The following is an 11772-nucleotide window of genomic DNA, read 5'->3' on the forward strand; positions in this document are numbered from 1 at the left end:
CTATTCACCACCTTCGCGGCGCACGATGCGTGCCTTCATGGGGAGCTTGTGGATGGCCAGGCGCAGGGCTTCCTTCGCCACCTCATCGGTGACGCCGGACAGCTCGAAGAGCACGCGGCCGGGCTTGACGTTGGCGACCCACCATTCCGGGGAGCCCTTACCGGAGCCCATGCGGGTCTCGGCGGGCTTCTTGGTCAGCGGGCGGTCCGGGAAGATGTTGATCCAGACCTTGCCACCGCGCTTGATGTAGCGGGTCATGGCGATACGCGCCGCCTCGATCTGGCGGTTGGTCACGTACGCCGGGGCCAGCGCCTGCACGCCCCACTCCCCGAAGGACACCGTGGTGCCGCCCTTGGCGACGCCGGTGCGCTTGGGGTGGTGCTGCTTGCGGTACTTGACGCGACGGGGAATCAGCATTTATGCCTCACCATTCTCTGCGGTCGTGGTCTCGGCCTGCGCGGAGGCACCGGTGCGAGCCGCATCGCCCTGGGGCTGCTGGCTGTCGGTGCGCCGCTCCTGCCGATGCTCGGCGGAGGCCCCGCGACGACGGCGCTCGCCGCCGCGACGCTCGCCGGCACCGCCGCGACGGTCCCCGCCGCGGCCGCCGCGCCGGTTGCCCTGCGCGGCCTGCTGGGCGGCCAGCTCCTTGTCGGTCAGGTCGCCCTTGTAGATCCAGACCTTCACGCCGATGCGGCCGAAGGTGGTCTTGGCCTCGAAGAAGCCGTAGTCGATGTTCGCCCGCAGGGTGTGCAGGGGCACGCGGCCCTCGCGGTAGAACTCCGAGCGGGACATCTCGGCCCCACCCAGACGCCCGGCGCACTGGATCCGGATGCCCTTGGCACCGGCGCGCTGAGCGGACTGGATGGCCTTCTTCATCGCGCGGCGGAAGGCCACGCGGGAGGCCAGCTGCTCGGCCACACCCTGGGCGACCAGCTGAGCGTTGACCTCGGGGTTGTTGACCTCGAGGATGTTCAGCTGGATCTGCTTGCCGGTGAGCTTCTCCAGCTCGCCGCGGATGCGGTCGGCCTCGGCGCCGCGGCGGCCGATTACGATGCCGGGGCGGGCGGTGTGGATGTCCACGCGCACGCGGTCCCGGGTCCGCTCGATCTCGACGTTGGCGATGCCGGCGCGATCCATGCCCTTGGACATGAGCTCGCGGATCTTGATGTCCTCACGGACGAAGTCCTTGTAGCGCTGGCCTTCCTTGGTGGAGTCAGCGAACCAATGCGACTTGTGGTCCGTGGTGATCCCCAGTCGGAATCCGTGCGGGTTGATCTTCTGTCCCACTTAGCGGTCCTCCTCGTTCTCCGGGGTAGCGAGCACCACGGTGATGTGGCTGGTTCGCTTGTTGATGCGGTATGCGCGCCCCTGGGCCCGCGGCTGGAACCGCTTCATGGTGGGGCCCTCGTCCACGAAGGCCTCGGACACGTACAGGTCCTCCTCCGTGAAGGCGACGCTGTCGCGCTGAGCCAGCTGGCGGGCGTTGGCCACCGCGGACTCCACGATCTTGAACACCGGCTCCGAAGCGCCCTGCGGGGCGAACTTCAGAATCGCCAGAGCCTCATTCGCCTGCTTGCCACGAATCAGGTTGACGACGCGCCGGGCCTTCATAGGCGTCACGCGAACGTAGCGCGCAGATGCCTTGGCTTCCATTGCCTATCTCTCTTTCGTCTTCTAGCCGAAGAGCGTGAGCTGCTGGATCGGGGGAACCCGACCTAGCGGCGCTTGCCCTTGCGGTCGTCCTTCACATGGCCGCGGAAGGTCCGCGTGGGAGCGAATTCGCCGAGCTTGTGCCCGACCATCGACTCGGTGATGAACACGGGGATGTGCTTGCGTCCGTCGTGCACGGCGATCGTGTGCCCGAGCATGTCGGGGATGATCATCGAGCGGCGGGACCACGTCTTGATGACGTTCTTGGTGCCCTTGTCGTTCTGAGCGGCGACCTTCAGGTAGAGGTGCTGATCGACGAAAGGGCCCTTCTTCAGACTGCGAGGCATGTGTCAGGCTCCTTAGCGCTTCTTGCCGGTGCGACGGCGACGGACGATGAGCTTGTCGCTGTCCTTGTTCGGACGGCGGGTGCGCCCCTCGGGCTTGCCGTTCGGGTTGACGGGGTGCCGACCACCGGAGGTCTTGCCCTCGCCACCGCCGTGCGGGTGGTCCACCGGGTTCATGACGACGCCGCGCACGGTCGGGCGGATGCCCTTCCAGCGGTTGCGTCCGGCCTTGCCCCAGTTGATGTTGGACTGCTCGGCGTTGCCGACCTCGCCGATCGTGGCGCGGCAGCGCACGTCGACGTTGCGGATCTCCCCGGAGGGCAGGCGCAGCTGGCCGTACTTGCCCTCCTTGGCCACCAGCTGCACGGAGGCGCCGGCGGAGCGGGCGAGCTTAGCACCCCCGCCGGGACGCAGCTCCACCGCGTGGATCACGGTGCCCACGGGGATGTTGCGCAGCGGCAGGTTGTTGCCGGGCTTGATGTCGGCGTTGGGGCCGGACTCCACGACGTCGCCCTGCTGCAGGCGGTTCGGGGCGATGATGTAGCGCTTCGCCCCGTCCACGTAGTGCAGCAGCGCGATGCGCGCGGTGCGGTTCGGGTCGTACTCGATGTGCGCGACCCGGGCGTCCACGCCGTCCTTGTCGTGGCGGCGGAAGTCGATCAGGCGGTACTGGCGCTTGTGGCCGCCGCCCTTGTGCCGGGTGGTGATGCGCCCGGAGCTGTTGCGCCCGCCGTTCTTGGGCAGCGGACGGACCAGGGACTTCTCCGGGGTCGTGCGCGTGATTTCTGCGAAGTCGGCGACGCTCGAGCCGCGGCGGCCCGGGGTCGTCGGCTTGTGCTTACGGATTGCCATAGTTGTCTTCCTCGTTCAAGTGGTCTCCGCAGGCTCAGGCCTGCGGACCGCCGAAGATGTCGATGCTGCCTTCGCGCAGGGTCACGACGGCACGCTTGGTGCTCTTGCGCGCTCCCCAGCCGAAGCGGGTGCGCTTGCGCTTCCCGGCACGGTTGATGGTGTTCACACCCGAGACCTTGACGCCGAAGATGCGCTCCACGGCGTCCTTGATCTCGGACTTGTTCGAGCGGGGGTCGACCTCGAAGGTGTACTTGCCTTCGTCGATCAGGCCGTAGCTCTTCTCCGAGACGACGGGGGCGATGATGACGTCGCGGGGATCCTTGATGGTGGCGCTCACTGGGCGACCTCCTGGTTCTTTCCGGCCTTGCTGGCCACGGCCACGAACACGTCGTAGGCGTCCTTGGTGAAGACCACGTCGTCGGCCAGCAGCACGTCGTAGGTGTTCAGCTGGTCGGCGTAGAGCACGTGGGCGTTCACCAGGTTGCGCACGGACAGCGCGACGGCGTCCTCCTTGCGGTCGATGACCACCAGGACGTTCTTGCGCGGGGTGATCTCGGCCAGGGCGGCCTTCGCGGCCTTGGTGGACACGGAGTCCACCAGGGAGGAGACCACGTGGATGCGACCGTGGGCGGCCCGATCCGAGAGGGCCTGGCGCAGGGCCGCGGCCTTCATCTTCTTGGGGGTGCGCTGGGAGTAGTCGCGCGGGACGGGCCCGTGGACGATCCCGCCGCCGGTCATGTGCGGGGCGCGGATGGAGCCCTGGCGGGCCCGGCCGGTGCCCTTCTGCTTGAAGGGCTTGCGCCCGGCCCCGGAGACCTCTCCGCGGTTCTTGGCCTTGTGGGTGCCCTGGCGGGCGGCGGCCAGCTGCGCGATGACGACCTGGTGCAGCAGAGCCGTGTTGGGCTCCAGCGCGAAGACGTCCTCGGGCAGGTCGACGTTCAGGGTTTCGACTGCCATGGTGTCAGGCTCCCTTCACAGCGGTGCGCACCAGAACGACGCCGTTCTTGGGGCCGGGGACGGCGCCCTTGATCAGCAGCACGTTGTTCTCGGTGTCGACACCCTGGATCGTGAGGTTCTGGGTGGTGTGGCGGGTGTTGCCCATCCGACCGGCCATGCGCATGCCCTTGAACACGCGCGCGGGGTAGGAGGCACCGCCGATGGACCCGGGCTTGCGGTGGTTCTTGTGCGCACCGTGGGAGGCGGAGACGCCCTTGAACCCGTGGCGCTTCATGACGCCGGCGAAGCCCTTGCCCTTGGTCTTGCCGATGACGTCGACCTTCTGGCCGGCCTCGAACATCTCGACCTTCAGCTCCTGGCCGAGGGAGTACTCGGAGGCGTCCGCGGTGCGGATCTCGACGAGGTGGCGGCGCGGGGTGGTCCCGGCCTTCTCGAAGTGCCCCGCCATGGGCTTGGTGACCTTGCGCGGATCGATCGCACCGTAGCCGATCTGCACCGCGGAGTAGCCGTCGGTGTCCTGGTCGCGCAGCTGGGTGACGACGTTGGAGTCGGCCTTGACGACGGTGACCGGCACGAACTTGCCGTTCTCGTCCCAGACCTGGGTCATGCCGAGCTTGGTGCCCAGCAGGCCCTTCACCTGGCGCTCGAAGTGGTTAGTCATGGGGATGCGATCCTCTTTACAGCTTGATTTCGATGTTCACGTCTGCCGGGAGGTCGAGGCGCATGAGCGAGTCGACGGCCTTCGGCGTGGGATCGACGATGTCGATCAGCCGCTTGTGCGTGCGCATCTCGAAGTGCTCGCGGCTGTCCTTGTACTTGTGCGGCGAGCGGATCACGCAGTACACGTTCTTCTCGGTGGGCAGCGGCACGGGGCCGACCACCGTGGCGCCCGCGCGGGTCACCGTCTCAACGATCTTGCGAGCCGAGGAATCGATGACCTCGTGGTCATACGACTTCAGCCGGATGCGGATTTTCTGTCCCGCCATCTGTCGGACTCTCTTTCTTCAAGTACTTCCCTGTGATGGGACCGGACGGTCCCTTGTGGTGGCGTCTTCAGGCAAGCACCCGCGAGCCGCTCGCCGCTGGGGCGAGAGCTGCGGGATCCTGGCGCCGCTTCGCACGAGCTGAATCCGGACGGATTCCGGGTTCCTCACCTCGCCGAAGCACCGACCCCCGAACTCGGGCGTGTCGCGCGCGCTGCGCGCGGAGACGCCGTGAACATCTCGGACCGGGTCGTTGTGGCTTGCGCGGAGCGCACCGCCGTGAGCCGGAAGCGGGACTTCCGGTGCACGCGGCGCATCGACGCCTGCAAGCGCTTGAACAACGTCCTCCATCCTGCCATGCCCGGCAAGCCGCCCGCAAGCGCTGGAGGGATTCGTGGTCGAACACACACCCACCGAGGGCAGCGGGCGATGGCGGCGACCCATGGCCGGCGATCGCGCGGCACGCGCCCGGGGACGCGGGAAGGCCCCGACACACCTGAAGTGTGCCGGGGCCTTCTCGCAGATCCGGTCGGCGCGGGGGCTGCCCGCGCCGACCGAGCAGGTCGGGTGACCTTACTTGACGATCTTCGTCACACGACCGGAGCCCACGGTGCGGCCACCCTCGCGGATGGCGAAGCCGAGGCCCTCCTCCATGGCGATCGGCTGGATCAGCTCGACCGACATCTCGGTGTTGTCACCGGGCATGACCATCTCGGTGCCCTCGGGCAGGGTGATGACGCCGGTGACGTCGGTGGTCCGGAAGTAGAACTGCGGACGGTAGTTCGAGTAGAACGGGTTGTGACGCCCACCCTCGTCCTTGGACAGGATGTAGACGTTCGCCTCGAAGTTGGTGTGCGGGGTGATGGAACCCGGCTTCACCACGACCTGGCCGCGCTCGACGTCGTCGCGCTTCAGGCCGCGCAGCAGCAGACCGCAGTTCTCGCCGGCCCAGGCCTCGTCGAGCTGCTTGTGGAACATCTCGATCCCGGTGACCGTGGTCTTCTGGATCGGGCGGATGCCGACGATCTCGACCTCGGAGTTCAGGGCCAGGGTCCCGCGCTCGGCGCGACCGGTCACCACGGTGCCGCGCCCGGTGATGGTGAAGACGTCCTCGATGGGCATCAGGAACGGCTTGTCCTTGTCGCGCACGGGGTCCGGGATGTACTCGTCCACGGCCTCCATGAGCTCCTCGATGGACTTGACCCACTTCTCGTCGCCCTCCAGCGCCTTCAGCGCGGAGACGCGGATGACGGGGGCGTTGTCGCCGTCGAACTCCTGGGAGGACAGCAGCTCGCGGACCTCCATCTCGACGAGGTCCAGCAGCTCCTCGTCCTCGACCATGTCGGCCTTGTTCAGGGCGACCAGCAGGGTCGGCACGCCGACCTGGCGGGCGAGCAGCACGTGCTCGCGGGTCTGGGCCATCGGGCCGTCGGTGGCGGCGACCACGAGGATCGCGCCGTCCATCTGGGCGGCACCGGTGATCATGTTCTTCACGTAGTCCGCGTGGCCGGGGGCGTCCACGTGGGCGTAGTGGCGCTTCTCGGTCTGGTACTCGATGTGCGCGATGTTGATGGTGATGCCGCGCTGCCGCTCCTCGGGAGCGGAGTCGATCATGCCGAAGTCCTGGAGCTCGTTGAGGTCCGGGTACTTCTCGGCGAGGACCTTGGAGATCGCGGCGGTCAGGGTGGTCTTGCCGTGGTCGACGTGACCGATGGTGCCGATGTTGACGTGAGGCTTGGAGCGCTCGAACTTAGCCTTAGCCAAGGGTGTTCCTCCTAGAACGTTTGTGTGGAAGCTTGCGCTGGCCGCGCGCAGTCCGCTGTGGAAGACGGATTCCCTGTCTACCTTAGCGGATTTCCCGCAGACGCGTGAAGCGCCGGCGCAAGCCGGGGGTCCCCGTCGGCCCGCCCCGTGCGGGGCGGGCCGACGGAGTGGGGATCACTCCCCGCGGGACTTCTGGATGATCTCGTCCGCCACGGCCTTGGGGACCTCGGCGTAGCTGTCGAAGGTCATCGAGTACACCGCGCGGCCCTGCGTCTTGGAGCGCAGGTCGCCGATGTAGCCGAACATCTCGGACAGCGGGACGAGGGCGGCCACCAGCTTGATGCCGGCGACGTCCTCCATGGACTGGATCTGGCCGCGCCGGGAGTTCAGGTCGCCGATGACGTCGCCCATGTACTCCTCGGGGGTGCGGACCTCCACGGCCATCAGGGGCTCGAGCAGGACCGGGTTGGCCCGCCGCGCGCCCTCCTTGAAGACCATGGAGCCGGCGATCTTGAAGGCCATCTCGGAGGAGTCGACGTCGTGGTAGGCGCCGTCCACCAGGGTGGCCTTCACGCCCACGACCGGGTACCCGGCGAGGATACCCAGCTGCATCGCGTCCTGGATGCCGTGATCCACGGACGGGATGTACTCGCGCGGCACGCGCCCGCCGGTGATCTTGTCCTCGAACTCGTAGAGCTCCTCGGAATCCAGGGCGATCGGCTCGAAGGAGACCTGCACCTTCGCGAACTGACCGGAACCGCCGGTCTGCTTCTTGTGGGTGTAGTCGACCTTCTCCACGGTCTTCTTGATGGTCTCGCGGTAGGCCACCTGGGGCTTGCCCACGTTGGCCTCCACGCGGAACTCGCGCTTCATGCGATCCACCAGGATGTCCAGGTGCAGCTCGCCCATGCCGCCGATCTCGGTCTGGCCGGTCTCCTCGTTGAGGTTCACGGTGAACGTGGGGTCCTCGGCGGAGAGCTTCTGGATGGCGGTGGACAGCTTCTCCTGGTCGCCCTTGGTCTTGGGCTCGATGGCCACGAAGATCACGGGCTTCGGGAAGGTCATGGACTCCAGCACGATCGGGTGGGCCGGATCGCACAGGGTGTCCCCCGTGGTGGTGTCCTTCAGCCCGATCGCCGCGTAGATGTGCCCGGCCTGGATCTCCTCCACCGGGTTCTCCTTGTTGGAGTGCATCTGGAACAGCTTGCCGATGCGCTCCTTGCGGCCCTTGGTGGAGTTGGTGACCTGCTGGCCGGAGGAGGCCACGCCCGAGTAGACGCGGATGTAGGTCAGCTGGCCGTAGAACGGGTGGGCGGCGACCTTGAAGGCCAGAGCCGAGAACGGCTCGTCCTTCGAGGGCTTGCGGGTCAGCTCGACCTCCTCGTCCTTGGGGTCGTGCCCGATCATGGGGGGCACGTCCAGCGGGGACGGCAGGTAGTCGATGACCGCGTCCAGCATGGGCTGCACGCCGCGGTTCTTGAAGGCGGAGCCGCAGAACACGGGGTAGGCCTCGTTGTTCACGGTCAGCTGGCGCACCCCGGCCTTGATCTCATCGATCGTGAGCTCTTCGCCCTCGAGGTACTTCTCCATGAGCTCCTCGGAGGCCTCCGCGACGGCCTCGACCAGCTCGCTGCGGTACTGCTCCGCGCGGTCCTTGAGCTCCTCGGGGATCTCCCGGGTCTCGTACTCCGCGCCCATGGTGACGTCGCCCTTGGCGTCGCCCGGCCACACGTAGGCCTTCATCTCCAGCAGGTCCACGACGCCGACGAAGTCGTTCTCCGCGCCGATGGGCAGCTGCATGACCAGGGGCTTGGCCCCCAGGCGCTTGACGATGGTGTCCACGGTGAAGTAGAAGTCCGCGCCCAGCTTGTCCATCTTGTTGACGAAGCAGATGCGGGGGACCTCGTACTTGTCGGCCTGGCGCCACACGGTCTCGGACTGGGGCTCCACGCCCTCCTTGCCGTCGAAGACCGCCACGGCGCCGTCGAGCACGCGCAGGGCGCGCTCGACCTCGACCGTGAAGTCCACGTGGCCGGGGGTGTCGATGATGTTGATCTGGTTGTTCTTCCAGAACGTGGTGGTCGCGGCCGAGGTGATGGTGATGCCGCGTTCCTGCTCCTGGGCCATCCAGTCCATCGTGGAGGCGCCGTCGTGGGTCTCACCGATCTTGTGGTTGATGCCCGTGTAGAACAGGATGCGTTCGGTCGTCGTGGTCTTGCCGGCATCGATGTGGGCCATGATGCCGATGTTGCGGACCTTGTTCAGGTCGGTAAGCACGTCACGTGCCACGGTGTCTCCTTCAGGTGGATCCGTGCCCTCGGGACCCGCCCGCCGGTGCCGGCGGGCGGGTGGGGCATGAGATTACCAGCGGTAGTGGGCGAAGGCCTTGTTGGACTCGGCCATCTTGTGGGTGTCCTCGCGGCGCTTCACAGCGGCACCGAGACCGTTGGAGGCATCCAGGATCTCGTTCATCAGACGCTCGGTCATGGTCTTCTCGCGGCGCAGCTTGGAGAAGCCGACCAGCCAGCGCAGGGCCAGCGCGGTGGCGCGCCCGGCGCGCACCTCGACCGGCACCTGGTAGGTGGCGCCGCCGACGCGGCGGGAGCGGACCTCCAGGGAGGGCTTGATGTTGTCCATGGCCTTCTTCAGCGTGGCCACGGCGTCGCCGCCCTCGGCCTTCTGCGCCACGCCCTCGAGGGCGCCGTAGACGATGCGCTCGGCGGTGGACTTCTTGCCGTCCTGCAGGACCTTGTTGATCAGCTGGGTGACCAGCGGGGAGCCGTAGACCGGGTCGACGACGAGAGGACGCTTGGGAGCGGGACCCTTACGAGGCATTACTTCTTCTCCTTCTTCGCGCCGTAGCGGGAGCGGGCCTGGCCGCGGTTCTTGACGCCCTGGGTGTCCAGCGCGCCGCGCACGATCTTGTACCGCACGCCGGGGAGGTCCTTCACACGACCGCCGCGCACGAGCACGATGGAGTGCTCCTGCAGGTTGTGGCCCTCACCGGGGATGTACGCGGTGACCTCGACGCCGCCGTTGAGCTTCACGCGAGCGACCTTGCGCAGCGCGGAGTTCGGCTTCTTCGGGGTGGTGGTGTAGACGCGGGTGCACACGCCGCGCTTCATGGGGCTGCCCTTCAGTGCGGGCGCCTTGGTCTTCTCGACCTTGGGAGTCCGGCCCTTGCGGACCAGCTGCTGAATGGTAGGCACTGTTCGTGTTCTCCAGTTGGTGCTTCGCCGCGGCCGTCCCCGTGCTGGACACGGGGGAAGCCGCTGCTCGGTGTCTGTCCCAGGCGGTCTCGGGTGAGGAGCCGGTTCTGAGGCACTGATACGTCGCCGACCGGCGGGAGGGGGGATCGGGGCGGTTTTGGGCACGCGGAGACGATGGCATTTTGGCGCAGAGCGTGCGCGCCAGAGGACCGTATCCATACCTGCCATTGATTCCGAAGCCCGCCGCCGTGATCGCCTCCGGTGTCGCGTCCGCGAGACTCCGAAGCCGGAGCCTTGTGGGCACGCGCCCGCGCTGGGGCTGGTACTTCGTCGTCCAGCATACACGAGGCCCCGCCACCCTGGAAGGGCCCATGAGCCACGACACATCCCACCGGCTCCGGGCCCCGCGGCCCGGGGCGGTCTCACACCCGGTGCTCACCCAGGCGCAGCTGCTCCTCGATCCGCCCCGCGCAGTCTCGCAGCGCCTCCAGGGTGGGCCCGAGCAGCCGCCGCGGCTCCGCGTGCTCCGTGCCCACGCGCGTGGAGACGTTCAGCCCCGCCACGACCTCTCCCCCGGCCCCGCACACCCCGACGGCCAGCGAGCGCAGCCCGACCTCCAGCTCCTGGTCCACCAGCGCCCACCCGTCCCGGCGCACCTGCTCGATCCGCTGGGCCACGGCCTGCGGATCGGTCAGCGTGTGCCGGTTCAGCGCCCGCGGCGGGTGCTCACCCAGGTGCCGCTCCACCTCCTGCGGGGATCGCCCGGCGAGCAGGACCCGGCCCATCGACGTCGTCGCGGCCGGCAGCCGGGTGCCCACCGAGATGTCCACGGCCATGATCCGCTGCGCGGCCACCCGCGCCAGGTAGACGATCTCCGCCCCGTCCAGCACGGACAGGGACACCGACTCCCCGAGCCGGGCGGACAGCTCCCGCAGCGGCACCTCGGCCACCTGCTTGAGGGTCTGCCCGGACAGGTAGGCGTAGCCCAGGGACAGCACCTGCGGGCCCAGGCGGAAGGCCCGGCCCTCCACCTGCACGTAGCCCAGGTGGGCCAGGGTGTGCAGGAACCGCCTGGCGCTGGCCCGGCTCATCCCCGTGCGCTCGGCCACCTGCGCCAGGGTGAGCTCCGTGCGCTCGGCGTCGAAGGCCCGGATCACCGCCAGGCCCCGCTCCAGCGAGCGCACGTAGGTGCCGGCGGTCGGCTCCGGCTCGTGGTGGCTCACGCGGCCTCGCCGTCGGGGAAGACCAGGTGCACCTCGGGCATCAGCTCGCGCAGACCGGCCGCGTCGATCCCGTGCATCTGGCGCACCCGCACCGTCCCGTCCCCCTCCAGCAGGAACACCCCCAGGTCCGTGTAGACCCGGGAGACGCAGCCGACGCCGGTGAGGGGGAAGATGCACTCGGGGACGATCTTGGCCGCGCCGTCCCGGGTGAGCAGGCGCATCATCACCCAGGTGGACTTCGCCCCGATCGCCAGGTCCATCGCCCCGCCCACCGCGGGGATCGCGCCGGGCTTGCCGGTGGACCAGTTGGCCAGGTCCCCGCCGGCGGAGACCTGGTAGGCCCCCAGCACGCACACGTCCAGGTGCCCGCCGCGCATCATCGCGAAGGAGTCCGCGTGGTGGAAGTAAGAGGCGCCCGGGGTCTCGGTCACCGGGATCTTCCCGGCGTTGATGAGGTCCTCGTCCACCTCCTCCCCGTGCGCGGCCCGGCCCATGCCCAGCATCCCGTTCTCGGTGTGCAGGGTGACCCCCTGCTCGGGGCCGAGGTGATCCGCGACGGTCGTGGGCTGGCCGATGCCGAGGTTGACGTAGGAGCCTGGGGCGATGTCCGCGGCGACCAGCCGGGCCAGGGCCTCCTTCTCCAGGGGCCCCTCCCCGGGGAAAGGGGCCCCGCTCCGCCGGTCATCGCCGTGCCGTCCTGGGGTGCCGTGCTCGGGGGTCTGCTGCTCGGGGGTGCTCAGCGGGTGCTCGGCGCGCTCGCGCGCGGCCAGCCGGCCGGAGTCGCTGGGGA

15 protein-coding genes are annotated in these 11772 nt (G+C 68.4%); all 15 read right to left on the reverse strand.

Features of this window, described 5'->3' with window-relative positions; translation table 11 throughout:
* The 15 genes from rplP to I6G21_RS10570 all read right to left on the reverse strand — a co-directional run bounded on the left by rplP (nt 1) and on the right by I6G21_RS10570 (nt 11626).
* Nucleotides 1-417 carry a 50S ribosomal protein L16 gene (rplP, locus tag I6G21_RS01350; protein ID WP_055684581.1) on the reverse strand — a complete coding sequence of 139 codons (417 nt, stop codon included), beginning with the start codon at nt 415-417 and terminating at the stop codon, nt 1-3.
* Nucleotides 418-1287, reverse strand: coding sequence for a 30S ribosomal protein S3 (gene rpsC / locus I6G21_RS01355; RefSeq protein ID WP_058731520.1), 870 nt, complete (start codon nt 1285-1287; stop codon nt 418-420). It lies immediately after the preceding gene.
* Entirely contained in the window at nt 1288-1653 is a 366-nt protein-coding gene (rplV, locus tag I6G21_RS01360) for a 50S ribosomal protein L22 (RefSeq protein ID WP_055684583.1), read from the reverse strand.
* A gap of 62 nt (nt 1654-1715) precedes the next feature.
* Nucleotides 1716-1997 carry a 30S ribosomal protein S19 gene (rpsS, locus tag I6G21_RS01365; RefSeq protein ID WP_055684584.1) on the reverse strand — a complete coding sequence of 94 codons (282 nt, stop codon included), beginning with the start codon at nt 1995-1997 and terminating at the stop codon, nt 1716-1718.
* Between the two features lie 12 nt (nt 1998-2009).
* Complete coding sequence (gene rplB, locus I6G21_RS01370; RefSeq protein ID WP_075515264.1) at nt 2010-2846, reverse strand: 50S ribosomal protein L2; 837 nt, start codon at nt 2844-2846, stop codon at nt 2010-2012.
* 34 nt (nt 2847-2880) lie between these two features.
* Nucleotides 2881-3183, reverse strand: a complete 303-nt coding sequence (gene rplW / locus I6G21_RS01375; protein WP_055684586.1) for a 50S ribosomal protein L23 — start codon at nt 3181-3183, stop codon at nt 2881-2883.
* The gene (gene rplD, locus I6G21_RS01380; RefSeq protein WP_075515265.1) at nt 3180-3803 is read right to left on the reverse strand and encodes a 50S ribosomal protein L4; all 624 of its coding nucleotides are present in this window, start codon (nt 3801-3803) and stop codon (nt 3180-3182) included. Before rplD ends, rplW begins: the two co-directional genes overlap by 4 nt.
* Nucleotides 3804-3807: 4 nt before the next feature.
* Nucleotides 3808-4464, reverse strand: a complete 657-nt coding sequence (gene rplC / locus I6G21_RS01385; RefSeq protein ID WP_129357784.1) for a 50S ribosomal protein L3 — start codon at nt 4462-4464, stop codon at nt 3808-3810.
* Nucleotides 4465-4480: 16 nt separating this feature from the next.
* Nucleotides 4481-4789: a 30S ribosomal protein S10 gene (gene rpsJ / locus I6G21_RS01390; RefSeq protein ID WP_030015043.1), complete on the reverse strand. Its 309-nt coding sequence runs from the start codon at nt 4787-4789 to the stop codon at nt 4481-4483.
* Nucleotides 4790-5359: 570 nt separating this feature from the next.
* The gene (gene tuf, locus I6G21_RS01395; RefSeq protein ID WP_055684589.1) at nt 5360-6550 is read right to left on the reverse strand and encodes an elongation factor Tu; all 1191 of its coding nucleotides are present in this window, start codon (nt 6548-6550) and stop codon (nt 5360-5362) included.
* A 174-nt stretch (nt 6551-6724) separates the two neighbouring features.
* The gene (gene fusA, locus I6G21_RS01400; RefSeq protein ID WP_129357783.1) at nt 6725-8839 is read right to left on the reverse strand and encodes an elongation factor G; all 2115 of its coding nucleotides are present in this window, start codon (nt 8837-8839) and stop codon (nt 6725-6727) included.
* Nucleotides 8840-8911: 72 nt separating this feature from the next.
* Nucleotides 8912-9385, reverse strand: coding sequence for a 30S ribosomal protein S7 (rpsG, locus tag I6G21_RS01405; protein WP_055684591.1), 474 nt, complete (start codon nt 9383-9385; stop codon nt 8912-8914).
* Nucleotides 9385-9759, reverse strand: coding sequence for a 30S ribosomal protein S12 (gene rpsL, locus I6G21_RS01410; protein WP_055684592.1), 375 nt, complete (start codon nt 9757-9759; stop codon nt 9385-9387). The genes rpsG and rpsL overlap by 1 nt, the downstream gene beginning before the upstream one ends.
* 422 nt (nt 9760-10181) lie before the next feature.
* The gene (locus tag I6G21_RS01415) at nt 10182-10982 is read right to left on the reverse strand and encodes an IclR family transcriptional regulator domain-containing protein (protein ID WP_129357782.1); all 801 of its coding nucleotides are present in this window, start codon (nt 10980-10982) and stop codon (nt 10182-10184) included.
* Nucleotides 10979-11626: a CoA-transferase gene (locus I6G21_RS10570; RefSeq protein ID WP_224799861.1), complete on the reverse strand. Its 648-nt coding sequence runs from the start codon at nt 11624-11626 to the stop codon at nt 10979-10981. The genes I6G21_RS01415 and I6G21_RS10570 overlap by 4 nt, the downstream gene beginning before the upstream one ends.
* Nucleotides 11627-11772: the final 146 nt, after the last annotated feature.

The organism is Rothia kristinae (assembly GCF_016028855.1).
GTDB classification, from domain to species: domain Bacteria; phylum Actinomycetota; class Actinomycetes; order Actinomycetales; family Micrococcaceae; genus Rothia; species Rothia kristinae.